Origin of the sequence: Marinibacterium sp. SX1 (assembly GCF_050389775.1) — a bacterium.
Taxonomy (GTDB): domain Bacteria; phylum Pseudomonadota; class Alphaproteobacteria; order Rhodobacterales; family Rhodobacteraceae; genus Marinibacterium.
On sequence record NZ_CP177144.1, the window covers coordinates 2,610,049 to 2,634,337 of the forward strand.

A 24,289-nucleotide genomic window follows, 5' to 3' on the forward strand; every position below is an offset into this window, starting at 1 on the left:
ATGTCGGGCGTGACCCGTGGCGCAGCCAGGCAGTCAGGCGCCATAGCCGATCCCCGGGTGCAGCGCCTCAAGCCCGGCGATCAGCGCCTGGGCGGTGGGATGCAGCCCGCCGGGCGCAAAGGCCATCGTCGAGGTGAAACAGCCGATGCGCGTGTCCAGCCGGGCCTCGATCCTGTGTTCGGGGCCGTCGGTCATCTCGACCCGCGTGGCCTCCAGCCCGGGGCCGCAGAGCGCGGCGGCCACGGCAAAGTTCAGCTCGTCGGGAAAGGCCGCCGCCGCCGCGCGCAGCGGGCCGGCAAATTCGGCTCCCGATCCGGGCCGCGAGATCCGCAGCACCAGCCCGGTGGCCAGCCCGGGCGGCACCTGGGCCACGCCGGCCACCCAGGGACCGAACAGCCGCAGCCCGTGGCCATGGGTCCGGGCCACGCCCGCGAGCCGGTCGCGCAGGCTGTCATCGACCAGCGCGGCGGCGCCCACCGACCAGACCGGCGCATGGGCCAGGCAGGCCGCGCCATGGGCGCGCAGCGCGCCGGGGCCGGCGGTGTCGAGGATCAGGTCGCAGGGGGTCGACAGGAAGTCATCCGCATCTCCGGTGTCGGGCCGGCCGCTGCGGGTCAGCACGCGCCCGGGGATCAGCCCGGGCGCGGCATCGAGATGGGCCAGCACCTGCCGGCCGATCCGGCCATGGCCGATGACGGCCACGACCAGGTCGCGGGGGCCGGCCGGTGCCTTCATCACCTTGCCGCTCAGTTGCCCGTCAGCAGGCTGCGGACCTCTTCCTGGGTGATGTAGCTGACCTCTTCGGTGCCGGTTTCGGTGAATTTCCAGGTCACCGCCGGGGCGGCCACGTCGCCATTGGCGTCAAAGACCACGTTGCCCGTGGCCCCCTGGTACATCACCGTGCCGCCCGCGCCGAGCACCTCGATGGCCTGGGCAAAGCCGTCGGCATCGGCGGTCACCGGCGTGCCGGCCGGATCGGTCACCCGGGCCACGGCGGCGGCGATGTCCTTGCCCGTCGCATCGGGGCCGGCGGCCTGCATGGCCAGCAGGGCGATCATCGCCGCGTCATAGCTGTTGGGCAGGCCCGGGCCGTTGGGCGCGCCGCCGAAACGCTCGGTATAGCTGGCGACGAAGGCATCGGCGCTGGCCACGCGCGGCGCGGCATTGTCCATGCCCACGGCCTGGGTCAGGTATTTCGCGCCCACGGCCTCGCGGAATTCATCCGAACGCAGCGAATTGGAAAAGACCATCTTCTGGCCGCCGCCCAGTGACAGCCATTCGCGGATCAGCACGCCGCCCTCGGTCGGATAGAGCAGGCCCACGATGCCCTCGGGCGCCCCGGCCAGGGCGCTGGTCACCTCGGCCCGGTAGGACGGCTGGTTGGCATTGACGGCCACGCTTTCGATCACCTCGATGCCCAGGCCTTCGAGGTAGCCGGCCAGCCGCTTTGCGTAATCCTGGCCCCAGTCGTCGTTCTTGTAGAACAGCGCCACCTTGCCCAGGCCCTGGTCCTGCACGATCCTGGCCGTCACCGCGGCCTGGATCTCGGTCGTGGGATAGGTGCGGAACCACAGGCCCTCGGTCTTGCCCTCCTGGGCCAGCTCGGTAAAGGCCGTGGCCGCCGAGCAGCAGGAGAATTCGGGGATGCCCGCCGGCACGGCCACGGTGGTCAGGATGGGCATCGACACGCCCGAACCCACGGCGCCCAGCAGCAGCTTGGCACCGTCGAGGTCGACCAGGGCCTTGGCCGCATCGACGCCGACCTTGGGGTCGTTCTGGGAATCGCGCAGCATCAGGTCGACGGTGCAGCCGTTGACCCCGCCGCCGGCATTGGCCTGGTCGACGGCAAATTGCGCCGTCTCGGCGATCGGCCGGCCCCAGTCGAGCGAGGTCGGAAAGATCCCGCCGATCTTGACCGTGCAGGATTGCGCCGCCGCGCCGCTGGCCAGGGCCGCAAGGCCCGCGCCCATGGTCAGCGCCAGGGCCAGGCCGGCCGGCCGGGTGGTTTTGGTCTTGGATGTCATGGTCTTCTTGGCTCCCTGTTGGCCGGGGAACTTGCCCCGGATTGGTTCCTGTTGATCTTGTTGGTCCGGTTGGTCCTGTTGGTCCCGGCCGGTGTCAGGCCCGGTTCCGCTGTCCTTGCCCGTGCCAATCCCGGTGCCAATCCCGGTGCGGATCCCCGTGCCACCGGCCCGGCCGTTGCCGGGGGGCGTGCTGGGGTCCGGCCGGTCATCGCCGCGCCTCGCGGCGCCCGGGCCGGGCAATCAGCAGCCGCTCGGGAAACAGCCCCTGCGGCCGCCAGAACAGCATGGCCACGATGACCGTGCCGATCAGCACGTATTGGATCGACCCGGTGTAAAGCTGCATCTCAAGCGGGGCGAAACGCGCCAGGGCCCAGCCGCTCAGGGTCCAGGCCGCCCAGACCAGCACCGTGCCCAGGATCGCCCCGGCATTGTTGCCCGCCCCGCCGACGATCAGCATGGCCCAGATCTGGAAGGTCAGGATGGGCAGCACGTCCTGCGGGCTGACAAAGCCGTAGAACGTGGCAAAAAGCCCGCCCGACAAGCCCATGATGACCGACCCGGTGACAAAGGCCGTCAGGCGCACCCGGGCCGGGGCCTTGCCCAGCGACCGCGCGGCGGTCTCGTCTTCGCGGATGCCGCGCAGCAGCCGGCCGAAGGGCGAGGCCACCAGCCGTTCGAGAAAGAGATAGACCGCGCCCAGCACCAGCAGGACAAAGGCCAGGAACCCGGCATTATAGGCCAGCCCGGCGCCAAGAACGTCTTGCAGCGGCCGTTCGAACCCGCGCAGGCCCTGGGCTCCGCCGCTCAGCCAGCTGGCATTGCGCGCCACGCTTTCAAAGGTGATGGCCACGCCAAAGGTCGCGATGGCCAGGTAATCGTGGCGCAGGTGCAGGGTGAACCGCCCGACGACCAACGCCAGCAGCCCGGCGCCCAGCCCGCCGCCGGCCAGGGCCAGCAGGTAGGGCAGGGCCAGCCCGCCCAGCCGGTCGGGCTGGTCCATGCCGCCCAGGATCAGCGTGACATAGGCGCCCATGCCGAAGAACGCCGCCACGCCGCCGTTGAAGAGGCCGGTATTGCCCCATTGCAGGTTCAGCCCCAGCACGGCGATGGCCAGGATGGCCGCCATGGTCGAGAAGAACACCAGGTAGGAAACCACGCCGATCATGCCCGTTCCTCTCCGAAAAGGCCGTTGGGCCGGATCATCAGCACGACGAGGATGATCAGGAACGGAAATGACGGGGCATAGCCCGAGGGCACGACCAGCAGCGCCAGGTTGGCCGCGATGCCGATGACAAAGCCGCCGGCCACGGCGCCATAGACCGAGCCGATGCCGCCGACGATCGTGGCGGCGAAGACCGGCAGCAACAGGTCCGAGCCCATCATCGGCGTGATCTGGTTGGTCAGCCCGTAGAACACCCCGGCCGCCGCGGCCAGCCCGCCGCCGATCAGCCAGACCGCGGCAATGATCCGCGACAGGCGGATGCCGTTGACCTGGGCCAGGGCCGGGTTCTCGGCCACCGCGCGCAGGGCAAAGCCGAAGGTCGTGCGCGACAGCACCAGGTGCAGAAGGCCCATGCAGACCAGTGCGGCGACCAGCACGAAGATCTGGTCGGGCTTGACCAGGATCAGCGGGTCACGGCTGAGCACCATGGCAAAGGCGATGTCGTCGCTGTAGAACACCGGCGACAGGCCGAAGGCCAGGCCGATCAGGTTGCGCAGGATCAGCGCCACGCCGAACGAGGCGAAGACCATGGATTGCGGCACGCCCCGCGCGCGCACCCGGCGAAAGACCAGCCGGTCGATCAGCACCGCGCTGAGCCCGGTCAGGCCCATCGACAGCACCATGGCCAGCAGCAGGGCCAGGCTCATCGACAGCGGGCCGATGGCCGCGCCCAGCGGGGGCAGCACCACGGCCAGCACCCGTTCGAAGACCAGCGCGCAATAGGCCCCCACCGACAACAGCTCGGCATGGGAGAAATTGGCAAAGCGCAGCATGTGCATGACCATGGTCAGCCCGATCGCGCCCAGCGAATAGATGGCGCCCACCAGCACCCCGTCGATCAGCGACTGGATCATGATGTCACCCTTGCGCGCTTGCCGCCCAGGTAGATGTCGGCCACCACCCGGTCGCCCAGCAGCTCGGCCGCCTTGCCGTCGACCTGGTTGCGGCCCTCGGCCAGGATGTAGCAGTGATCGGCCAGTTTCAGCGCCTGGGTCACGTTCTGTTCGACCAGCAGGATCGTCACGCCCTGGCGCGTCAGGTCGCGGGCCATGCCCAGCACCTCCTGCGCGGCCATCGGCGACAGCCCGGCCGAGGGCTCGTCCATCAGGATCAGCCGCGGCTCGACGGCCAGGGCATTGGCCACGGCCAGGAACTGGCGCTGCCCGCCCGACAGCGCCCCGGCCTTTTCGCCGCGCTTGGCCGCCAGGGGCGGAAAGGTCTCGTAGAGCCGTTCCAGCCGGGCCTTGCGCGCCTTGCCCGCCCGGCGCAGCGCCAGGGCGAGGTTTTCCTCGATGGTCAGCGAGCGGAAGATGTTGTCGGTCTGGGGCACATAGGCCATGGCCTCGTCGGCCAGGGCATGGGGCGCGATATTGGTGATGTCGCGGCCGTCGTGGCGCACCTGGCCGGCGCTGACGGGCACCAGCCCGGCAATCGCCTTGATCAGCGTCGACTTGCCCGCGCCGTTGGGCCCGATGATCACGGTCACGCTGGCCGGGGCCACGGCGATCGACACGTCGCGCAGGATCGGCAGGTCGGGCACATAGCCCGCGGTCACGCCGCTGGCCGTCAGGATCGGCTGGGGCGTGTCAGAGGAGGGCGTGTCTGCCGGTGTCGTGCCCTGGCGGGCCACGTTCGAGGGGCGCGCATCTGTCGGGGACGCGGCGGAGGAACTCGGATCAGCCGGTCTTGCATCGGTCGGGGCCGCATCGGGCCGGGGCGGGCGCATGTCAGGCATCGGCCGGCGCTCCCAGGTAGGCATCCAGCAGCACCGGGTTGGCCCGGGCCTCGTCCGCCGTGCCCTCAAAGATCACCCGGCCTTCGGCCAGGGCGATCACCGGGTCGCAATGGCGCATGATGAAATCCATGTCGTGTTCGATGATCAGAAAGGTCGTGCCCTGGCGGTTGAGCTCTTCGATCTTCTCGATCAGTACGCCGGTCAGCGTCGGGTTCACCCCCGCCGCCGGCTCGTCCAGCAGGATCAGCCGCGGATCGCCCATCAGCACGCGGGCCAGTTCCAGCAGCTTCATCTGCCCGCCCGAGATCTTGCCCGCCGGGTGATCGGCCAGCGGTGCCAGCGTCACGAAATCCAACACCTCAAGCGCCTTGCGCCGAAAGGCCGCTTCCTGCGCCCGCACCTTGCCAGGCCGCAGGAACAGCCCGCCCAGCCGTTCGCCGGCCTGGTCCTGGGGCGCCAGCATCAGGTTTTCCAGCACCGACATCCGGGCAAAGGGCCGGGGGATCTGAAAGGTCCGGCCCAGCCCGGCGGCATAGCGCGCATCCGGGGCCAGCCCGGTGACCTCTTGCCCGTCCAGCCGCACCTCGCCGGCGCTGGGGCGCAGCTCGCCGGTCAGCAGGTTGAACAGCGTCGACTTGCCCGCGCCATTGGGTCCGATCAGCCCGGTGATCGAGCCCCGGCGCACCGTCAGCGATACGTCGTCCACCGCCCGGAACGGGCCGAAATCGCGGGTCAGCCCGCGCGTCGTCAGCAGGCCGTCAGCCATCGACCGTCCCGAGGGTGCTGTCGTCGGGCCGCGTGTTGAGATTGTATTTCATGATCCGCCCGTGGCGGCCGGCCCGTTCGCCTTCCAGCCCATAGACCGGCCCGTCCGGCCCGCCGGCCCGGTCCAGCACGGCCTGGATCATCGCCCGGTCCGCCGCATCCATGGCAAAACCAAAGACCTCCAGCGTCTTGGGCAGGTGGCGGGCATAGCGCGCGCCGACGATGGCCGCGGCGACCTGCGGCCGGTCCAGCACCCAGCGCGTGGCCACCGACGACAGCGACACGCCATGGCGGTCGCCCACGGCCTTCAGCGCGGCCAGCAACTCCTGGAACAGCGGCCAGGGCCCGAATTCGTCGATGATCAGCCGGTACTTGATCAGCGAGCGGTTCTCGAAGGCAAAGCCCGGATCCTCGGCGCCCAGCCATTTCTCGGTCAGGAAACCTCCGGCCAGCGTGCCGTAACACAGCAGCTGCATGTCATGGGCCGCGGCCCAGTCGGTCAGCCCGTTCTCGGGCCGGCGGTCCAGCACCGAATACTGCACTTGGGCCGAGGCCACGTCATAGCCCGCATCGGTGAACCGGGCGATATTGTCGTATTCCCAGTTGGTCACGCCCAGGTTGGCGATCTTGCCCTTTTCCTGGCAGCGCCGCAGCACCTGCAGCGCCTCGACGGCATCGCCCTGGGCCAGGTCCCACCAGAAGAACTGCACCAGGTGCAGCCGGTCAATCTGCAGGCGCTTGAGCGAGCGGTCGATGATCGCCTCGACGCCCTCGGCGCCGATGGTCGGCAACAGGCCCAGGTCGGGCACCAGCTTGGTATGCACGATCGCCCGGTCGGCAATCGCCGCGCCCCGGCGCCGGCGGACATCGGCGATGAACTCGCCGATCATCTCCTCGACGCCGGTATAGATGTCGGCGCAGTCGAAGGTCGTGATGCCCGCGTCGAGAAAGGCCTCCATGTCGGCGATGGCCGCGCTGCGATCGACCGCGCCATGATCGCCGGCCAGCTGCCAGCCGCCCTTGATCACGCGCGAGATTTCGTGGCCGGGGCGGAGCAGGGCGGTTTCTGTCGTGCTCATGCGTCGGGGTCCTTCTTGTCGGGGTCTTGTGCGGGGGCGGGCGTGTCGCCGGCCTCCCAGTAGGGCGTGCCGCGCTGGTCGGGCAGGCCGGTCGTGGCGGCATGACTGAACCAGCGCCGGCCCTCGCGGGTGATGCGGAACCGGCCCCCGCAATGGGGGTCGGGGCAGGCGATCTCGGCGTCAGTGGTCATCCAGTCATGGGCATCGGTGTCGCGCTGCTTGGCCGGCAGCAGCGGCAGGATGGCGGCCAGGGCATACATCGACACCCGGTCCATCCGGTCGAACACCAGGGTTTCGCCGATCACGGCAAAGCTTTCGCCTTCGACATGGCGACAGACCGGCACCCGGCCGTCCAGCACGACCGTGACCCGCAGGTCATGCAGCCAGAAGCCCTTTTCATCCATCCGCCGTCCCATCCGTTGGTCCTGTCCGGTCTCTCGCCCGGCGCTCCTGCGCGGCGCGGCCGCTCTCCGGCCCGGCAAAAGGTCCGTTTCGCAGGCAGCCGCCCCATTCAGCTGTGATATTTTATATTTGATGTTGTGTAATCGGCTTGTCCAGCCGGTTCCTTCGGCTACACTTCGATCAAGGGCAGGTTGCACAGGATTGACGCAGACGGGCGATGGACGGACCGCGTATCGAACGGATCGAGCAATCCAAGCTCCGCGAAAGCGCCTATTCCGCCCTGCGCGGGGCCTTCATGCGCGGTGAATTCGCGCCCGGCACGGTGGTCAGCCTGCGCACGCTGGCCGACCAGCTGGGCACGTCCATGACCCCGGTGCGCGAGGCCGTGCGCCGGCTGGTGGCCGAAGGCGCCTTTGTCGACACGCCCAGCCGCAAGCTCGAGGTGCCGCCCTTTGACGAACGGCGGATGAAGGACCTCAAGGCGGCGCGGCTGGCGCTGGAAACCCTCGTGCTGCGCCAGGCCTTCGCGGCCATCACCCCGGCGGATATCGCCGCGCTGCGGGCCATCATCGACCGGCCGTCACATGCCGGGGCAGGGCCGGTTCCTGCACCGTCACCCGATGCCGTCGCCGGGCAACCCGCGCCGCCGCCCGTCGCGGCATCGCCGGCTGCCTCCGATGCCGCACCGTCATCCCAATCCGCTCAGGCCTCGGCCGTCGGGTCCGCATCTGCCGGTCCGAACGCCCCGGCCAGTCTGTCCACATCGGCTGATCCAACTGACCCGGCCGCGATTCCGACATCGGCCACCCCGACCACCCCGGCCGCAGGTCCCGCATCCTCGGCCACTGCTCCCGCCTCATCACCGGCCCACATCCCGGACGCCATGCCGACCCGCCGGGCCATCGACCTCGAAGCCAACCACGACTTCCATTTCACCCTCTACCGCCTGTCCGGCTCCGAGGTCCTTCTGCCCATGGTCGAGGCGCTCTGGCTGCAATACGGCGCCTATCTCAACCGGATCATCCACCAGGACGCCGCCCTGCGGCTCGAAGAACACGCCCACCACCGCGAGATCGTCCAGGCCCTGTCCTCGGGGGACCTCACCGCCGCCGAAGCCGCCCTGCGCGCCGATATCGACCGCAGCTTCGGCGTCCTGCTTCCCCCCGACTGACCTCGCCGTCCGGTCGCCGTCCGGTCCTTTGCCGCGCTGCGTCCCGGTGGCCGCCTGGCGTCCCAATCCGGCGGCCCACGGTCACCCCCCGCGTCACGCAATCCATCTGCGCGGCTTCCTGACGCTCCGCTCACGGCCCGCGCCATGCACTCAGCCAACGCATCTTCCCCGAACCAGGCCTGCGCACCACGCCCCGCGCCCAACCCACGCGCCAACCCGGGCTGTACACACACAACCAACGCCCCCCTTCGGCCTCCTGCCTCCGGCTCAACCCAAGCCCAAACCCAGCGCCCGGAAATCGCCCCAGGCCACCGGCCCAATCCACACACCAATCCAACGCAGCACCTCCTTCCCGTACCTCGCCCAAATTCCGCGCCACACCCCTGCTTCTTTCTCTTCTCAAGTATTCCCGGGGGAGTCCTCCACCGGAGGACGGGGGCAGCGCCCCCAGCACCGTCGAAACCCGCGTCGGGCTCACCACCTTCTCTGGTCCGCCCGCCTGTTCCACAACGCACCCAACCCCATTGTCCCATCCCTCACGTCGAACACAAAATCACCCGATCCCGCGCGCAACTCCCTTGCTGTAGGCAAAACCATAAGATTACAATCAATTTGCACCACACACCCGGAAAACCCCCATGCCCCCCGACCACCCGACCGATCCCACGACCCCGGCCAATCCCGCCCGCATGATCGCCCCGGGGCCCGGGCGGCGGGTCCTCGTTGTCGGGGATTACATGCAGGACATCCTTGTCCGGCCCGAAGGCCCGTCCATTCCCGGGGCCGATCGTCGGGCCGAAATCCGTATCACCCCGGGTGGATCCGGGGCGAACCAGGCCGCCTGGCTGGCGGCCGAAGGCGTGGATGTCATCCTGGTCGCGCGGGTCGGCGCGGGTGACCTGAACGACGTGAAGAACGACCTGCAAGCATATGGCATAACGCCACAAATATCCGCCGACCCCCATGTTCCAACCGGCTCGATCGTCTCGATGATTGCCCCCGATGGTCAGCGCTCGTTCTACACGTCGCGTGGAGCCAATGACCGGCTCAGCCCGTCCGACCTGCCGCCAGGCCTGCTGGATGGAGCCGCCCTGCTGTTGGTCTCGGGCTACTTGCTGCTGACCGAGCCGGCGCGCGGCACCTTGCGCGGGCTGATCGCCGAGGCCGTCGCGCGGGGCATCCCGGTGGCCGTCGACCCCGGCTCGGCCTCGTTCCTTCAGGACATCGGCCCGGCGGAGTTCCTCGACATGATCGCCGGCGCCAGCATGCTGATCCCCAATACCGACGAGGCCGGGGTTCTGGCCGCATCCGACGATCCGGCGGAGCAATCCCGTGTCCTGGCCGCCCGGTTCCCCCTGCTGATCGCCAAGGGCGGCGCCGGGACCGCGCGGCTTTATGCCCAGGGCGCCTGCATCGCGGCGGTCGAGCCGCAGGATGTTGATGTCATTGATACAACCGGCGCAGGTGATGCCTTTGTCGCCGGCTTTGTCGCGGCCTGGCTGGGCGGCGAAGATGGGGCGGATTGCCTGGCCCGGGGCCATGCCGTCGCCGCCCGCGCCGTGGCGCGCATGGGCGCCCGGCCGGCGTGATCGCAGGCTGCCCCGGCGCCCGGATCAATACCCCCGTCAGGCTGCAGCCGGTGCCCTGGCGGCGGCCACGCAATCGGCCGGAGCCAGCAACCCGCCATCGGTGATGTAGCCCGTGATCAGCGCCGCCGGGACTACCTCGAAGAACTGGTTTACCACCGTCACCCGCCCGGTTGCGGCCATGTCCCAATCGCCGACCAGCTCGGCATCGGGGCGGATCTCCATGTCCACCTCGGCGCTGTCGCCCAGGTGCACCTTGCTCAACTCGGCCGCCACGTAGAAGGGCACGCCGTACTCCCGGCAGATCAGCGCCAGCGGCAGCGACCCGGTCTTGTTGGCCATCGACCCGTCCGCCAGGATTGCATCGGCGCCCACGATGGCCACGTCGGCCTGGGGCGCGGCGATGCCCATGCCCGCGTCGCTGAACAGGGTCATCCCGGCCGGCAGGTCGGCCAGCATGCTGGCCATCAGCCGGCTTTCGCGCAGCGGGCGGCTTTCGGTCAGCAGGATGCCCGCCGCGTCCAGCCCGGCCATGTTGTGGCGCAAGACATTGATCAGGCTCTCGGAAAACGAATGGGTCATGACCGTGATCCCGTCGCGGAACAGCGGCGTGCCGGCCTGGGCCAGGGCCAGGATGGCCCGTTCGCTGTCGGCCACGAAACCGCGCATGGCCCGCACCACCGCCTGTGACAGGCCGGGGCCATCCCCCTGGGCGTGCATCGTCGCCCGGGCCAGGTCGGCCACGGCGCGCACGCTCGTCATCGACGGCTTGGTCGTTATGCCCCAGGCGCAGGCTTCGTCCAGCGCGGCGGTCAACTCGGCCGGGGTCGCCTGGGCATGGGCCTCGGCGGTCAACGCGATCACCTCGGCCACGGCCCGGCCAAAGGCGCTGCCGCCCTTGACCTCGTTGTCGGCAATGCGGCGGCGCAGTTCGGTCAGTTCAGTCATGTGGGCAGGTCCTGGTTGCGGCCCCGTTCGAGGCGAAAGGTAAATCGTTCGGCGTCGTACTGGCTGCGCGCCAGCTCGACCGCCCGGCCATCGCCGTCATAGGACAGCCCGTCGATGCGCAGCATCGGGTGGCCGAAGGCCAGCCCCAGCGGAGCGGCCAGCGCGTCATCGGCACGGATCATGTCCAGCTGGCCTTCGGAGAAGGTCAGCCGCAGCCCGGCCTGCGCCAGCAGGCCATAAAGCGATTGCCCGGCGGCCAGCCGGGCGGCATCGCCGGCCTCGCTCAGCCCGGCCGCGTCAGCGGCAAAGGGCGCCAGCCAGCTTTCCAGCAGGATTGCCGGTCGCCCCCGCACGGCCAGGACCCGGCGCAGCCGGGGAATGGTCGTGCCGGGCGCCAGCCCCAGCGGAGCGGCCACGCGAGGCTCGGCCGCCACCCGGTCGATCCGGCTGTCGAGCACGGCGAACTCGACCCGCGCCGCGCGCAGGCTGTCGGTGGTGCTGGCCAGCAGGCGCAGGGCGTATTGCACCCGGGGTTCGGTCACAAAGGTGCCACGGCCCTGCAGCCGCTCGATCCGCCCCGATTGGGCCAGGCTGGCCATGGCCATGCGCACGGGGGCCAGGCTGACCCGCAACTGCGCGGCGATCTCGCGTTCGGTGGGCAGCCGGTCACCGGGAGCAAACCGCCCGGCGTCCAGCTCGGCATTCAGCCAGCGCCGGACCTTTTCGTGCAGCGGTTCGCGGGAATGGGGATCAAGCGGCGATGGGGGCAAGGCGGGGCTCCGGTCTGCTGTGGGGCGATCTTGATATAAGATTATAATCTTGTCAAACGCCGCGGGCCGCGGATCGGTGCATCACCGGGTCAAAAAAGGGCCGCGGGCGATGCCGCGGCCAGTCTGGGGGAGATCGGGATCGAAAGGGCGCCGCCGGTCATGGGCGGCGCCCGGTCAGGGCAGGTGCCCGGGCACGAGACGGGGCACGGGACAGGGCACGATGCCCGTCACGGCTCTGGAAACGGGCCGCCCGCTCACGCGCACCAGCGCAGGATCTGGATGGCGATGGCCTTGGCACAGGCGACCAGGTCGGCGATTTCGACCTGTTCGTTGGGCTGGTGGGCAAAGGCCGGATCGCCGGGGCCGAAATTGATCGTCGGCGTACCGCCCAGGGTCGTGGGCAGGCCGATGTCGCTGTGGGCGCCGAACCCGTCCAGCGCCGGGTTCAGCCCGGCCTGGGTGGCGGCTTCCTGCATCGACAGGACCGACGGGTGGTCGGCCGGGATCTCGGCGCAATCGGCATCGAGGATCCATTCGACCCGGGCGGGATGGGCGCGCAGGTAGGGATCAACCTCGCAGATCCGGGCGACGTGCTCTTCGATTTCCCGGCGCACCTTGCCGCCCAGGGCCACGTCGTCATGTTCGTGGGGCAGGTACTGGGCATCGAAGGTGATCACCCCGCGCCCGGCGATCGAGGCCGGGTGTTCGCCGACCTCCAGCCCGGTGACGATGATCTGGTTGGGCAGGGGCATCAGCGGGTGGTTCTTGGCCGGGTCGTATTGCCAGCGCCGGTTCAGCACGTCGATCCCGTCCAGCACCTGGCGCGTCAGGGTCACGGCATCGACCGGGCCGGTCTCGTTCCAGCCCTTGGGCACCAGCTCGGCATGGCCGCCGATGCCGTCGATGATGATCCGGCCCCACAGGATGCCGTGGCAGAGTGGGGCGATGCGGTTGTCGGTCGGCTCGGTCATGATCCCGGCATCAGCCCGGAACCCCCGGTCGACCATGGCCAGCGAGCCCATCCCGCCGATTTCTTCATCGACAACCGTGGTGAAGACCACGTCGCCGCGCAGGGGCAGGCCCAGTTCGTGCACGGTTTCCAGCGCCAGCAGCATGGCCGCCACGCCGCCCTTCATGTCGACGGCCCCGCGGCCGTGGATGCGCCCGTCGATGATGCGGGCGACAAAGGGATCGGTGGTCCAGTGTTCGATCGGCCCCGGGGGCACGACGTCGATATGGCCGGTCAGCATCAGAGACCGCCCGCCGCCGCTGCCCTTCAGCGTGCCGCCCAGGTTGGGCCGGCCGTCGAAGGTGCGGCCCTTGTGCGCGCCGGCCCGACCTTCGTACTTGGCATAAAGCGCCGGGCCGTCGGGTTCCCACAGGTCGGTTTCCATGCCCATCGCGGCCAGGCGCTGCTGCAGGTAGATCTGGCAATCGCGTTCACCGGGGCCGGCCTCGGTCGGGTCCGATTTCACGATCGAGGGGAAGTTGATCAGGTCGCAGAGCGTCTCGGCCAGCCGGTCGGCCCGGGCGTCGAGATGGTCTGAAATGCGGGCGATGTCGTCTTGGGTGACAGCCATGGGTCATTTACCTCGGTTCATGGAATAACGGTCGGCGAAGAGCGCGACGATCAGCAGAAGGCCCACGCAGCCGACCTGCCAGACGGGGTTCAGCCCGCCCTGCAACATGGCCGTCTTGAGCGTGACGATGAGCAGCACGGCGGCCAGCACGCCGGGAATGGCGCCCTTGCCCCCGTCGATGGCCACCCCGGCCAGCATGACGGCGGTCAGCGCCTCAAGCTCGAGGTTCAGGCCGATGTTGGGCCGGCCGCTGCCCAGCCAGGCGATCGAGACAAAGCCCGCGGTGCCGCAGAGCGCGCCGGTGATGGTGTAGATGATGAACCGCAGCCGATCGACGGCGATGCCCGACAGGTGCGCGGCCTTTTCGCCGGCGCCCATGGCATAGATCCAGCGGCCCCAGGAGGTCTGCCAGAGCAGCAGGATGGCCACCAGGTAGGCCGGCACGACCAGCCAGAGGAAAGGCAGGGGCAGGATGCCCCAGCTGCCCCGGCCCCAGGTTGTCAGCCAGGCCGGCAAGCCGCCCAGCGAGGCGCCGTTGGTCAGGGCCAGGGCGCTGCCGGAATAGAGGTAGAACGTGCCCAGCGTCAGGATCAGCGGGGTGACGCGCAGCGTGTTGACCAGCCAGCCGTTGAACGCGCCCAGCACGGCGCCGAGCAGCGGGCAGAGGATGATCAGCCCCCAGGCCGGCAGGCCCGCGGAAAAGGCCATGGTGCCCAGAACGGCGGTCAGCGACACGGTGCCCCCGACCGACAGGTCGACGCCCGATCCGCCGATCACCACCAGCCCCTGGCCCAGGGCCACCAGGGCCAGCAGGGTCGAGAATTGCAGGACCGAGGTCATCGTACAGGGAGACAGCACCCAGGGCTGCACGGTGACCAGGAACAGCAGCAGCGCGGCCCAGAGCACCATCAGCATGATCACGACCAGGTGGCTGCGCAACCCGTGCAGCCGGGCCAGCATGGCCGGGCTGAGGCGCGCGGATGGTCCGGTTCGGCCGCCGGGGTCGGTCGGGCCGCCCGGGCCGGTTGCGGGGCGGGGGGTGCTCGGGGCGGTCATGCCGGGCTCCTCGACTTGATCAGGTGGTTGAGGCGGCCGCTGGCCACTTCGATGGCCAGCACGGCCAGCAGCAGCCCGCCGGTCACGACGGTCTGCCACAGCGAGGGCACGCCCATCATCAAAAGGCCGTTCTGGATGATCCGCAGCAGGGCCACGCCCAGCACGGTGCCGATGATCGAACACCGCCCGCCGGTGATGGCCGTGCCACCCAGGATCACGGCCGCGATGGCTTCGAGCCCGATGGCCGTGCCGACGGTCATGGTCACGTTGCGATAGGTGGCGATGAAGATGATCGCCGCCGCGCCGCCGAGCGCGCCGCTGATCACATGGGTCAGCACGCGGATGCGGGTGACGGGCAGGCCCGACAGCCGGGCGCGCAGCTCGGAATGGCCGACGGCCAGGATGTGCAGGCCGAAACTGGTCCGGCGCAGCATCAGCCAGATCGCCCCGTAGAGCGCGGCAATGCCCCAGATCGTCATCGGCAGGCCGAAAAGGGGCGTGGCCAGCGCCTGGGTCAGCGTGTCGGGCACGCCCGACATCCATTGCCCGCCGAGATAGAGATAGATGGCCATGCGCAAGACGCCCATGATGCCCAGCGTGCCGACGATCGGCGGGATCTGCCCGCCGACGACCACGCCGGCCACGCCCAGCCCGATCACCGCGCCCACCGCCGGGCCGATCAGCAGCACCGCCAGCAGCGGCCAGCCGTCGAACAGGGCCTGGCCGACGAACAGCGCGCAGAACCCCATGGCAATGCCGATCGAGATGTCGACCGCGCCCATGGCCATCAGCAGGGTCATGGCCAGCCCGATGACCAGCAGTTCGTAGCTGTTGCGCAGCACGGTCTGGGCATTGGCCAGCGTGGCGTAATTCGGCTCGATCAGGGCAAACAGGGTGGCCGTCACCAGACAGGCCAGGGCCAGCGTCAGCTCGCGTCCGTGGTCGGACCAGATGTTCATCGTTGCATCCCGGGGTCTTGTTGCTCGAGGGGGCCGCCCGGCGCAGCGGTCGCGCGGCCCGTTGGTGTCATGCGGGGGTGCCCCGGTCAGAAGTCGAAATCGTTGACGTTCTCGGCCGTGAAGACCGCCGGTTCGCCCAGCAGCAGGATGCCCGTCTCGGCATCGAAGGTGACCGGCGCGTCAAAGGTCGGCACGGTGTTCTCGGCGGCAAAGGGGGTGCCCTCGATCAGCTGCTTGCCGGCCCAGACGGTCAGGTAGCCCAGCTTGTAGGGGTCCCACAGCACCGAGAACCCGAAGGCGCCGCTTTCAATGTAGCTGCGCACGGTGTTGGGGCTGCAATAGCCGGTGCCGATGATCTCGCCGGTCTTGCCCGCGGCCTCGATGGCCTGGCCGACACCCGGGCAGGTCGAGGACGCCACCGAGATCACCGCGTCCAGCTCGGGCGTGGCCGAGATCAGGTCCGAGGTCAGCTGCGCCGCCCGTTCGGCCGTGCCGCCGGCATATTGCGGGTCGAGCAGGGTCATCTCGGGGTATTCGGCCGCCGCGCGTTCCTGCATGAAGCCGATCCAGGCGTTCAGGTTCGACGAGGTCGCCTCGCCCGAGACGATGCCGATGGTCGCGTCCTTGCCCACCCGTTCGGCCAGCTCGTCGATGATCGTGTAGCCCAGCCCCTCGTCGGTGGCCTGGGCGACATAGACCGGACGGCCGCTGTCGGCGGCATCGCTGTCGGAGGTGAACAGGACCGCGTCCGAGGCCTCGGCTTGCTGGACCAGCGGGGTCATGGCCGAGGCGTCGATGACGCTGACCGAGATGGCATCGACGCCCCGGGCAATCAGGCTCTGGACGATCTGCAGCTGGTCGACGGGGTTGGCATCGACGGGGCCGGTATAGATGAACTCGACACCCAGGTCCTCGCCCGCGGCCAGGCCGCCGGCTTCCATCGAGTTGAAATAGGGAATGCCGATCAGCTGCGGCACGAAGGCGACCGAGGGCGTGTCCTGGGCCAGGGCGGGGCCGGCGGTGGCGGCGGCCAGGCCCAGCGTGGCGGCGGTCAGGGCCAGCAGGCTGGCGCGGGGGGACGGGGTCTTGGGCATGAGTGTGTTTCTCCGTGTTGGTCGTGAAACTGCTTGGCAGCGGTATTGGCGGCGAAATGGCCGCTTGGTGGAGGCCCGGTCGCCCGGACCCCGGGCCGGCCTACTGGCGCAGCCGTTCGTCCAGCGCCCGGGCATCGGGATGGGCGCCGGTGATCAGCGAGACGATCTCGTCCGGGTCGGTTTCCGACCGGTGGCGCTCGGCGATCTTGTGGCCCCGGCGGAAGACGCACATGCGGTCCGAGACCTCGAAGACATCGGCGATGTTGTGGCTGATCAGCACCACGGCACAGCCCCGTTCGGCGAGCCGGCGGGCCAGCGACAGGACCTTGCGCGTCTCGGCCACGGCCAGGGCGGCGGTGGGTTCGTCCATGATGACCACCCGGGCATCCAGGTTCAGCGCCCGGCTGATCGCCACGGCCTGGCGCTGGCCACCCGACAGCCCGCCGACCAGCGCGCGGGTGTCGTGGATATGGGCGTCCAGCGTCTTGAGCAGCTCGGCCACCCGGGCCTGCATCTCGCGCCGGCGCAGGAAGGGCAGGCCCAGCACCCGGCGCGTCAGCTCGTGACCCAGGAAGACATTCTCGGCCACGGTCAGGTTCTCGCTGAGCGCCAGCTCCTGGTAGATCGTCGCGATGCCATGTTCGGCGGCGTCCTTGGGCGAGGCGAAGCGCACGGCCTGTCCGGCCATTTCCAGCGTGCCGTCACTGGCCGGATGGGCTCCGGCCAGGACCTTGACGAAGGTTGTCTTGCCCGCGCCGTTGTCACCCAGCAGGGCGGTGACCTCGCCGGCGCGGATGTCCATGTCGACACCGGCCAGCGCGGTCAGCGCGCCGAACCGCTTGGTGATGCCGCGCGCCCGGACCAGGACATCGCCGGGCAGGGCGCCCTCGCCGAAACGGGGCGCGTCGGCGGGGCTGGATGTGCTGGCCTGCGGGGGTGCGGCGGTCATGGTCTCAGCCCTCCTTGCCGGTCAGCCAGTCGAGGCAGTTCAGCCAGATCTGCCGATAGCCCGGCCAGTCGATGAAATCCTGCGGAAGCCAGTGCGGGCCGACATCCGACGCCCAGGCGATCGACCGGCCCTTGCCGGCGGTGCCGGCCACCAGCAGCGGATGCGCGCCGTCGCCCTGCGGCAGCGTGGCCACGACCTGGGCATCGGCCCGGGGCACGATCTCGTTGGCGCCCAGCAACAGCGGCCAGTCGCCTTCGATGCCCTTCATCAGAGGATGGGCCGCATCGGTGACCACGGCCGAAAAGCCTTCGGGCACCTCGACGCGGTCGTCGAAGGGCAGGCAGGTCACGGGCAGCACCTCTTCGACCGGCGTCTTGTGCCAGCGGCCCTTGCCGTCGATGCCCTGGAAGGTCAGATAACCGCCGATCATCATCAGCCCGCCGCCCTGCAGCGTCCAGTCACGCAGCAATTTCAGGCGGTTGGGCCGGGGCTGGCTGCGCAGGAAGACATCGGGCGGCAAGAGCAGGGTATTGGCCCCGATGTCCGACAGGATGATCACGTCCCATTGCGACAGCCCGTCCATGTCATAGGCCAGCTGGTCGACGGCCTCGTGGGCGGGCATGTAGGTCACGGCATATTCGTCGCCGTCCACGGCCTCGACGAAAGGCTTGCCGCCGAGATGGAAATTCACGCTGTTGAATTGGTCGAAGCCCTTGAAATGGGTTTCGGCCGTGACCCAGCTCTCGCCCAGCAGCAGCACGTTCTTGGTCATGGTCGTTCTTGGTCCTTTGGGTTGTTCCGTGTCATCCGACACCAGTCGTTCAACGGGGCGGTTCAGCGCCCCGTGCGGCCGGGCGGCGGCCCGACCGAGGCCCGGCGCATCAGCGCGACGGGCAGTTTCAGGCAGGCCGGTTCGCTGTCGTCGCCCGGCGCCGGCGGGGCGGTCAGCCGGTCGCAGAGCAGCCCGACCGCCGCATCGGCCAGCGCATGGATCGGGTGGCGGATGGCCGTGATCGGCGGGTCCATGAAATCCAGCGGGGCCATGTCGTCGAAGGTCACCACCGAGATCTCGCGCCCCGGGCGCAGCCCGCGCGCGCGCATGACTTCCAGCGCGCCCATGAAGATCGCGTCCGACCCGGTGAACAGCGCCGTCACCTCGGGCGCCTCGTCCAGCAGCCGGTGCATCGCCTGGCGCCCGTGGTCGGCATCGTGCTCGCCATGGGCGACCATGTGGATGCGCGCCCCGGGGCCGGCCGCGGCCACCGCCCGGGCAAAGCCCGCGCCCCGTTCGATGGTGCTCATCAGGTTCTCGGGCCCGCCGATATAGGCGAAATCGCGGTGGCCGGCCTCGACCAACACCTCTCCGGCCAGGGCGCCGCCCTGGTCGTTGTCGGAAAACACCTTGGGCACGCGGGTGCCGGGAATGTCCTCGTCCACCAGCACGACCCGCGCGGCATTGTCGTTGACCAGCCGGGCCAGCGCGCCGTCATCGGCGCGGTTGGTGGCAAAGAGCAGCCCGTCGAACACCCCGTGCGACAGCCGGTCAAAGCTCTTGGCCTCGCCGTCGATCCGGTTGAGCGTCGAGGACAGGATAACCGACCGGCCGCGATCCAGGCTGACCGCCTCGGTGGCCGCGGCAAAGCGCGAGAAGAACGGGTTGGCGATGTCGGGCAGGGCCAGGCCGATCGTGTCCGACCGGCCCAGCGACAGCGACCGCGCATGGGGGTTGGGCCGGTAGTTCAGCGCCGTGATGGCCGCGTTGATCCGTTTGACCGTGTCCTCGGGCAGGGTGATCGCCCCGTTGAGAAACCGCGACACCGTCGGCGCGGCCAGCCCGGCATGGCGGGCGACGTCCTTCAGGCGGGCAGGTTTGGAAGTTGGCTCGGTCATGGGATGAGGATGGAATCATGAAACCGGTTTAGTAAATCGCTTTAGTGAGATGGGAACGTGATCTGATGTACAATTTTTGCCGTTTGCTGGAAAAATGGGCGTGGATTTGGGGTGATCTGCCCGGCGGATGGGCGTGACCGTCATGCGATTGTCATGCCGGGCCGGGTGACGCGGGGGGAATCACTCGCCCCCGCAGATCGGCTGGGGGTGCCTGCACGGGGTGAGGTGGCGGGATGGCCATTCGGCATTCCGCCCGCGCCGGCGGTCTTGGGGTGTCGGGCTTGGGCAGGTGATCCGCGTGACATCACCCCGCGGATCTGACGAGCCGGCAGGCGGCCCCGGCACGGGGCGCCGGAGGCGTGGGCCTTCACGCGGGTCGTCAGCTGGTCGGGGCAGTCAACCCCGGGGGCAAGCGGTCAGCCCGGGAGCAAGTCTCAGCGAGGCGGGACACGGTCAGAAGCGGAAACCGTCGACCGCGGCCATGTATATGCACGCCGCGCCCTCGGCCTCCGCGCCGGCTCGGCGCAAGCTGCGCCCCCGACTTGCGCACCGGGTAGTATATGCAAGCGGCCCCCTCGGCCTCCGCACCGGGTAGACGCAAACGGCACCTTTGGCCTCCGCTCCGTGTCTTTCACCGGGCGCGGACGTCGGACCGGCCATCAGCCCGGATGCGTGCTGACCTGGTAGTGCGAGCGGGCCAGCCATTCGGGCGCGGGATCGACCCCCCAGCCCGGCGCGTCGGTCACCACGGCCTGGCCGTCCCGGATCTCGTAGGGGTCCGAGGTGAACAGCCCGTATTGCCAGGGATAATAATCTGCCCCCTCGATCGAGAACTCCAGGTACTTGCCCGCATTGGGAATGGCCCGCAGCAGGTGCATGGTGAACAGCGTGACCATCGACAGATTGGCTGCATGGGGCGTGATCGGCAGGCCCGCCGCTTCGGCCATGCGGCAGACCCGCAGGGTGCGGGCAATGCCGCCCAGGTAACAGATGTCGGGCTGGGGCACGTCGACGATGCGCCGGTCGATCATGCCTTTCCAGTTGGCCATCATGCAATCCTGCTCGCCGCCGGTGACGTCGATCTCAAGCGCGTCGGTCACCTGCTTGGTCTGGTCGAACTCCCAGTAGGGGCAGGGCTCTTCGTAATGCGAGATGCCGTGATCCTGGAGCATGCGCCCGACCTCGATGGCCCGGGCCGGGGAATAGCAGGAATTGGCATCGACCAGCAGGGCCACGTCGTCGCCCAGGGCCCGGCGCATGGTCGGCACGATCTCTTCGGTGCGGCCCGGCCATTCGTCGGTGTCACGCCCGACCTCGGCGCCGATGCGGAACTTGAAGGCATCGAACCCATGGTCATCGCGCAGCCGGGCCATGCGCGCGGCCTCGTCCGCCGGGGTGATGTCGCGCTTCATCGACGAGCCATAGGCCCGCACCGACCCCGGCGTACCGCCGATCAAGGCACAGACCGGCAGGCCCTGGCGCCGGCCCAGCAGGTCCCAGATCGCCGTGTCCACGCCGCCCATGGCCCGGCGCAGGTAGGCCCCGGGAAACTTGTGCTCGCGGTCGCGCACCAGGTCCATCGCGGCGTCGATCTCGGCTAGCCCGTCGCAGGGCAGGCCCAGCACATGCGGCGCGACCTGGCGGTGCAGCACCTGGGCCGTGATGTCGGCGCAATAGGGCGCGACCTGGCCCCAGCCGGTGGCGCCGTCTTCGGTGGTCAGGCGTACAAAACAGACGAACGCGTCCGTGAAGGTTTCGATCGAAGTGATTTTCATATGTCCCGCGCCATGGCCCGAATTGATGTGCGTGCCGGCAAATTGTAGAAGGAATGGACTGAAGAACAGATCCATTTCGCGCAGGCTGTCGGACCAATTGATCGGCCATCTGCGGCGGGCGGGCCCGGGTGGCCCGGTCAGGAGGGGCATGAAACAGACCGCCGGCGCCCTGTTGTCGTCGATCCGGCTGGACCGCAATGCGCGGCAGGGGATCAGCGTGCAGCTCTACCTCGCCCTGCGCGAGGTCATCCTTTCGGGCGGGCTGCGGGCCGGAGAGCGGCTGCCTGCCACGCGCACCCTGGCCCGGGAAACCGGGGTGTCGCGCACCACGGTGATCGACGCCGTCGACCGTCTGGTCGCCGAGGGCATGCTGGTTTCGCGGGTCGGCGCGGGCACCTTCGTCAGCGACACGCTTGATCATGACAGGCCGCCACGCATGGCCGCCCCAGACCGGGCCGCGCCGGGCCGGCCGCCGCGCCTGTCCTATGCCATCGGCCATGCCGAGGACGCGCTGGCCCGTCGGGCCTGGCTGCCCCACAAGGGCGGGGCCTTTGTCACCGCGCTGCCCGCGCTCGAAGCCTTCCCGATGGCCCATTGGTCGCGCATCTCGGCCCGGCTGATGCGCGGCGACCGGGGCATGATGATGGGCTATGGCGAGCCCAAGGGCTATGCGCCCCTGCGCCGGGCCATTGCTACCCACCTGGCCGCGCTGAAGGGCCTGCGCTGCGATCCCGGCCAGGTCTTTGTGACCTGCGGAGCCCAGCATGCCTTTTCGCTGATTGCCCAGCTGTTGCTGAACCCCGGCGACCGGGTCTGGATGGAAAACCCCGGGGCGTCGGGCGCGCGCAACGCGCTGCTGGCCGAAGGTGCCGAGCTTGTGCCGGTTTCCGTGGATGATGAAGGGCTTGTGGTCCGCGATGGGCTGGACCGGGCGCCCCATTTCCGGCTGGCCTTTGTCACGCCCTCGCACCAGCAGCCGCTGGGCCACGTGCTGTCGCTGGGCCGGCGGTTTGAATTGCTCAAGGCCGCCGAGGATGCCCAGGCCGTGGTGGTCGAGGATGATTACGACAGCGAGTTCTACTTTGGCAACGCGCCCCAGCCGGCACTGTCGTCGATCGACGAGAACCAGCGGGTGATCTACGTCGGGACCTTTTCCAAGTCGCTCTTTCCGGCGCTGCGGCTGGGCTACATCGTCGTGCCGCCGCGCATGGTGGGGGCCTTTGACCGGATGTTCATGTCCTGGGTCAGCGGCCCGCCGACCCTGACCCAGGCGATCACCGCCGATTTCATGGACGAAGGCCATTTCGCCACCCACATTCGCCTGATGCGCCGGCTCTACAAGGCGCGTCACGATACGCTGGTCGCGGCCGCCCGCGACCTGGCCGGCGCGCTGGACGTGCAGCCGACGACGGGCGGCTTTCACACCCCGGCCTTCCTGGGCGCAGGCCTGTCCGAGGACCGGATCGTCGACCAGGCTGCCCAACGGGGCATCACCCTGGCGCCGCTGGGCCGATATTGCCTGTCTCCGCTGGACCGGCAGGGGCTTGTGCTTGGCTTCGGCTGCAGCTTGCCCGAAGATATCCGCCAGGGAGTGGCCGCCTTGCGTGCGCTGCCGGACATCGCGCGCAAATTGGCCTGACCGAATTGTCATATTGGATATCACGCCCCGACCAATCCTTGCCTAGGCTGACCTCGGGGAATTCCGCGCCGGGCCCGATCCATGCCCGCGCCGGGCTGCGAAAGGGCATCGATGGGGCCGTCTCCTGATACGAAGATACATCACCGATCCTACTGGCTGGACGGGGTGCGAGACGTCCCGGCGACGGGCGGCGAGCTGCCCCGGCGCACCGACGTGCTGGTCATCGGCTCGGGCTATACCGGGCTGAACGCCGCGCGCGTCACCGCCGCCGGCGGGCGCGACACGCTGGTGCTGGATGCCGGCGATCCCGGTTTCGGCTGTTCCACCCGCAACGGCGGCCAGGTCAGCACCAGCATCAAGCCCTCGCTGGCCCGGCTGACCGCCCGCCACGGCGCCGAAACCGCCCGGGCCATCCGCCAGACCGGGGTCGATGCGCTGGACTGGCTGGGCGATCTTGTCGAAAGCGCTGGGCTGGACTGCGATTTCCGGCGCTGCGGCCGGTTTCACGCCGCCCATACCCCGGCCCATTACGACGCGCTGACCCGCGACGCCGAGACCATGCGCCGCGAGGAGGGGATCGAGAGCTTTGCCGTGCCCCGGGCCGAACAATGGTCCGAGCTGGGCACCGACACCTATTTCGGCGGAGTGGTCTATCCGCGCCATTGCTCGGTCGATCCGGCCCGGCTGCACCTGGAGCTTCTGCGCCTGACGCTGGACGCCGGCGCGCGGGTCATCGGCCAGACCCGGGTCACGGCCATCGAACGGGGCGCGGACGGGTTCACCGTGACCACCGCCCGGGGCAAGGTGCGGGCGCGTGACGTGGTGGTGGCGACCAATGGCTATACCGATGGGCTGGTGCCCTGGATGCAGCGCCGGGTCATCCCGATCGGCAGCTACATCATCGTCACCGAAGAGCTGCCAGCCGAACTGGTCGACCGCCTGTTCCCGACCGACCGGGTGGCATCGGATACCTGCAAGGTGATCTATTACTACCGCGCCACGCCCGACCGCCGGCGCATCCTGTTCGGGGGCCGCGTGACGACGGGCGAAACCGACACCGGGGTCAGCGCGCCACGGCTCTACGAGGCCATGTGCCGCATCTTTCCCGACCTGCGCGGCTACGGCATCAGCCACAGCTGGAGCGGCACGGTGGCCTATACATTCGACGAGCTGGCCCATGCCGGGGTCCATGACGGCATCCATTATGCCATGGGCTATTGCGGCTCGGGGGTGTCGATGGCCGGCTACCTGGGCATGCGCACCGGCCAGAAGGTGCTGGGCCTGGCCGAAGGCCGCACGGCGCTGGACGATCTGCCCAAACCGACACGTCCCTTTTACACGGGGCGGCCATGGTTCCTGCCGGCGGCGGTGGGCTATTACCGCTGGCTCGATGACCGGCAATGCCGGGCCGCCGCCGCGGCGGTCGCCACCGGCGCCTGACTGGCCGCGCCCGGACCGGCCCCCAGGTATAGGCGGGAACGGGGACATGGTGGGCCGGAGCAAGGCGGCAAGGTGACACCGGGCGCGACCTGCTCCGGGGGGCCGGCAACGACATGCTTCGCGGCACGAGGCCGGGCGCCAGCGAAGTGCAACCATATCGGCCGACCCGCGCCTGCGCGGGGTCCAACGGACAGGAGAGACAAAG

21 protein-coding genes and 1 pseudogene are annotated in these 24,289 nt (G+C 69.4%); 4 read left to right on the forward strand and 18 right to left on the reverse strand.

Features of this window, described 5'->3' with window-relative positions:
• Positions 1-33 precede the first annotated feature (33 nt).
• From ACK3BB_RS11690 to ACK3BB_RS11725, 8 genes and pseudogenes are all read right to left on the reverse strand, one after another.
• Positions 34-735: an aspartate dehydrogenase domain-containing protein gene (locus ACK3BB_RS11690; protein WP_428928728.1), complete on the reverse strand. Its 702-nt coding sequence runs from the start codon at positions 733-735 to the stop codon at positions 34-36.
• 11 nt (positions 736-746) lie between these two features.
• The gene (locus ACK3BB_RS11695; protein WP_428924817.1) at positions 747-2,024 is read right to left on the reverse strand and encodes an ABC transporter substrate-binding protein; all 1,278 of its coding nucleotides are present in this window, start codon (positions 2,022-2,024) and stop codon (positions 747-749) included.
• A 205-nt stretch (positions 2,025-2,229) separates the two neighbouring features.
• Positions 2,230-3,189 (reverse strand): branched-chain amino acid ABC transporter permease, encoded by a 960-nt coding sequence (locus ACK3BB_RS11700; protein ID WP_428924818.1) that lies wholly within the window; start codon positions 3,187-3,189, stop codon positions 2,230-2,232.
• On the reverse strand, positions 3,186-4,100 hold the full coding sequence (locus ACK3BB_RS11705) for a branched-chain amino acid ABC transporter permease (protein ID WP_428924819.1): 915 nt from the start codon (positions 4,098-4,100) through the stop codon (positions 3,186-3,188). The genes ACK3BB_RS11700 and ACK3BB_RS11705 overlap by 4 nt, the downstream gene beginning before the upstream one ends.
• Complete coding sequence (locus tag ACK3BB_RS11710; protein WP_428924820.1) at positions 4,097-4,981, reverse strand: ABC transporter ATP-binding protein; 885 nt, start codon at positions 4,979-4,981, stop codon at positions 4,097-4,099. Before ACK3BB_RS11710 ends, ACK3BB_RS11705 begins: the two co-directional genes overlap by 4 nt.
• Positions 4,974-5,690, reverse strand: a pseudogene (locus ACK3BB_RS11715) (ABC transporter ATP-binding protein); the annotation flags it as partial. The pseudogene ACK3BB_RS11715 and the gene ACK3BB_RS11710, both read right to left, overlap by 8 nt.
• A 49-nt stretch (positions 5,691-5,739) precedes the next feature.
• Entirely contained in the window at positions 5,740-6,825 is a 1,086-nt protein-coding gene (locus ACK3BB_RS11720) for an aldo/keto reductase (protein ID WP_428924821.1), read from the reverse strand.
• Complete coding sequence (locus tag ACK3BB_RS11725; RefSeq protein ID WP_428924822.1) at positions 6,822-7,241, reverse strand: TIGR04076 family protein; 420 nt, start codon at positions 7,239-7,241, stop codon at positions 6,822-6,824. Before ACK3BB_RS11725 ends, ACK3BB_RS11720 begins: the two co-directional genes overlap by 4 nt.
• Positions 7,242-7,444: 203 nt before the next feature.
• Between ACK3BB_RS11725 and ACK3BB_RS11730 the strand changes: the two genes are divergently transcribed.
• On the forward strand, positions 7,445-8,398 hold the full coding sequence (locus ACK3BB_RS11730) for a GntR family transcriptional regulator (RefSeq protein ID WP_428924823.1): 954 nt from the start codon (positions 7,445-7,447) through the stop codon (positions 8,396-8,398).
• Between the two features lie 638 nt (positions 8,399-9,036).
• Positions 9,037-9,987: a carbohydrate kinase family protein gene (locus ACK3BB_RS11735; protein WP_428924824.1), complete on the forward strand. Its 951-nt coding sequence runs from the start codon at positions 9,037-9,039 to the stop codon at positions 9,985-9,987.
• A gap of 36 nt (positions 9,988-10,023) precedes the next feature.
• Here ACK3BB_RS11735 and ACK3BB_RS11740 read toward each other — a convergent pair whose 3' ends face one another.
• From ACK3BB_RS11740 to ACK3BB_RS11785, 10 genes are all read right to left on the reverse strand, one after another.
• Entirely contained in the window at positions 10,024-10,932 is a 909-nt protein-coding gene (locus ACK3BB_RS11740; protein ID WP_428924825.1) for a hypothetical protein, read from the reverse strand.
• Entirely contained in the window at positions 10,929-11,702 is a 774-nt protein-coding gene (locus ACK3BB_RS11745; RefSeq protein ID WP_428924826.1) for a GntR family transcriptional regulator, read from the reverse strand. The genes ACK3BB_RS11740 and ACK3BB_RS11745 overlap by 4 nt, the downstream gene beginning before the upstream one ends.
• Before the next feature lie 254 nt (positions 11,703-11,956).
• On the reverse strand, positions 11,957-13,282 hold the full coding sequence (locus tag ACK3BB_RS11750; protein ID WP_428924827.1) for a M20 family metallopeptidase: 1,326 nt from the start codon (positions 13,280-13,282) through the stop codon (positions 11,957-11,959).
• Between the two features lie 3 nt (positions 13,283-13,285).
• Positions 13,286-14,338 carry an ABC transporter permease gene (locus ACK3BB_RS11755; protein ID WP_428924828.1) on the reverse strand — a complete coding sequence of 351 codons (1,053 nt, stop codon included), beginning with the start codon at positions 14,336-14,338 and terminating at the stop codon, positions 13,286-13,288.
• Positions 14,335-15,297, reverse strand: a complete 963-nt coding sequence (locus ACK3BB_RS11760; RefSeq protein WP_428924829.1) for an ABC transporter permease — start codon at positions 15,295-15,297, stop codon at positions 14,335-14,337. Before ACK3BB_RS11760 ends, ACK3BB_RS11755 begins: the two co-directional genes overlap by 4 nt.
• Before the next feature lie 86 nt (positions 15,298-15,383).
• A complete protein-coding gene (locus ACK3BB_RS11765; RefSeq protein ID WP_428924830.1) occupies positions 15,384-16,391 on the reverse strand; it encodes an autoinducer 2 ABC transporter substrate-binding protein in 1,008 nt (335 codons plus the stop codon).
• A gap of 100 nt (positions 16,392-16,491) precedes the next feature.
• Positions 16,492-17,340: an ATP-binding cassette domain-containing protein gene (locus ACK3BB_RS11770; RefSeq protein ID WP_428924831.1), complete on the reverse strand. Its 849-nt coding sequence runs from the start codon at positions 17,338-17,340 to the stop codon at positions 16,492-16,494.
• A 4-nt stretch (positions 17,341-17,344) separates the two neighbouring features.
• The gene (locus ACK3BB_RS11775) at positions 17,345-18,112 is read right to left on the reverse strand and encodes a glutamine amidotransferase (protein ID WP_428924832.1); all 768 of its coding nucleotides are present in this window, start codon (positions 18,110-18,112) and stop codon (positions 17,345-17,347) included.
• A gap of 62 nt (positions 18,113-18,174) precedes the next feature.
• Entirely contained in the window at positions 18,175-19,230 is a 1,056-nt protein-coding gene (locus ACK3BB_RS11780; RefSeq protein ID WP_428924833.1) for a LacI family DNA-binding transcriptional regulator, read from the reverse strand.
• Between the two features lie 659 nt (positions 19,231-19,889).
• Complete coding sequence (locus ACK3BB_RS11785) at positions 19,890-21,005, reverse strand: mandelate racemase/muconate lactonizing enzyme family protein (protein WP_428924834.1); 1,116 nt, start codon at positions 21,003-21,005, stop codon at positions 19,890-19,892.
• Positions 21,006-21,153: 148 nt separating this feature from the next.
• On the opposite strand from ACK3BB_RS11785, the gene ACK3BB_RS11790 reads away from it, so the two are divergent.
• Both ACK3BB_RS11790 and ACK3BB_RS11795 read left to right on the forward strand, forming a co-directional pair.
• A complete protein-coding gene (locus ACK3BB_RS11790) occupies positions 21,154-22,644 on the forward strand; it encodes a PLP-dependent aminotransferase family protein (protein WP_428924835.1) in 1,491 nt (496 codons plus the stop codon).
• Between the two features lie 165 nt (positions 22,645-22,809).
• Positions 22,810-24,084 (forward strand): NAD(P)/FAD-dependent oxidoreductase, encoded by a 1,275-nt coding sequence (locus ACK3BB_RS11795; RefSeq protein WP_428924836.1) that lies wholly within the window; start codon positions 22,810-22,812, stop codon positions 24,082-24,084.
• Positions 24,085-24,289: the final 205 nt, after the last annotated feature.

Bases quoted from the DNA above. Each gene is read 5' to 3' on its own strand.
- ACK3BB_RS11690 (WP_428928728.1), bottom strand. From the start codon at position 735: ATGAAGGCACCGGCCGGCCCCCGCGACCTGGTCGTGGCCGTCATCGGC.
- ACK3BB_RS11695 (WP_428924817.1), bottom strand. From the start codon at position 2,024: ATGACATCCAAGACCAAAACCACCCGGCCGGCCGGCCTGGCCCTGGCG.
- ACK3BB_RS11700 (WP_428924818.1), bottom strand. From the start codon at position 3,189: ATGATCGGCGTGGTTTCCTACCTGGTGTTCTTCTCGACCATGGCGGCC.
- ACK3BB_RS11705 (WP_428924819.1), bottom strand. From the start codon at position 4,100: ATGATCCAGTCGCTGATCGACGGGGTGCTGGTGGGCGCCATCTATTCG.
- ACK3BB_RS11710 (WP_428924820.1), bottom strand. From the start codon at position 4,981: ATGCCTGACATGCGCCCGCCCCGGCCCGATGCGGCCCCGACCGATGCA.
- ACK3BB_RS11720 (WP_428924821.1), bottom strand. From the start codon at position 6,825: ATGAGCACGACAGAAACCGCCCTGCTCCGCCCCGGCCACGAAATCTCG.
- ACK3BB_RS11725 (WP_428924822.1), bottom strand. From the start codon at position 7,241: ATGGGACGGCGGATGGATGAAAAGGGCTTCTGGCTGCATGACCTGCGG.
- ACK3BB_RS11730 (WP_428924823.1), top strand. From the start codon at position 7,445: ATGGACGGACCGCGTATCGAACGGATCGAGCAATCCAAGCTCCGCGAA.
- ACK3BB_RS11735 (WP_428924824.1), top strand. From the start codon at position 9,037: ATGCCCCCCGACCACCCGACCGATCCCACGACCCCGGCCAATCCCGCC.
- ACK3BB_RS11740 (WP_428924825.1), bottom strand. From the start codon at position 10,932: ATGACTGAACTGACCGAACTGCGCCGCCGCATTGCCGACAACGAGGTC.
- ACK3BB_RS11750 (WP_428924827.1), bottom strand. From the start codon at position 13,282: ATGGCTGTCACCCAAGACGACATCGCCCGCATTTCAGACCATCTCGAC.
- ACK3BB_RS11755 (WP_428924828.1), bottom strand. From the start codon at position 14,338: ATGACCGCCCCGAGCACCCCCCGCCCCGCAACCGGCCCGGGCGGCCCG.
- ACK3BB_RS11760 (WP_428924829.1), bottom strand. From the start codon at position 15,297: ATGAACATCTGGTCCGACCACGGACGCGAGCTGACGCTGGCCCTGGCC.
- ACK3BB_RS11765 (WP_428924830.1), bottom strand. From the start codon at position 16,391: ATGCCCAAGACCCCGTCCCCCCGCGCCAGCCTGCTGGCCCTGACCGCC.
- ACK3BB_RS11770 (WP_428924831.1), bottom strand. From the start codon at position 17,340: ATGACCGCCGCACCCCCGCAGGCCAGCACATCCAGCCCCGCCGACGCG.
- ACK3BB_RS11775 (WP_428924832.1), bottom strand. From the start codon at position 18,112: ATGACCAAGAACGTGCTGCTGCTGGGCGAGAGCTGGGTCACGGCCGAA.
- ACK3BB_RS11780 (WP_428924833.1), bottom strand. From the start codon at position 19,230: ATGACCGAGCCAACTTCCAAACCTGCCCGCCTGAAGGACGTCGCCCGC.
- ACK3BB_RS11785 (WP_428924834.1), bottom strand. From the start codon at position 21,005: ATGAAAATCACTTCGATCGAAACCTTCACGGACGCGTTCGTCTGTTTT.
- ACK3BB_RS11790 (WP_428924835.1), top strand. From the start codon at position 21,154: ATGAAACAGACCGCCGGCGCCCTGTTGTCGTCGATCCGGCTGGACCGC.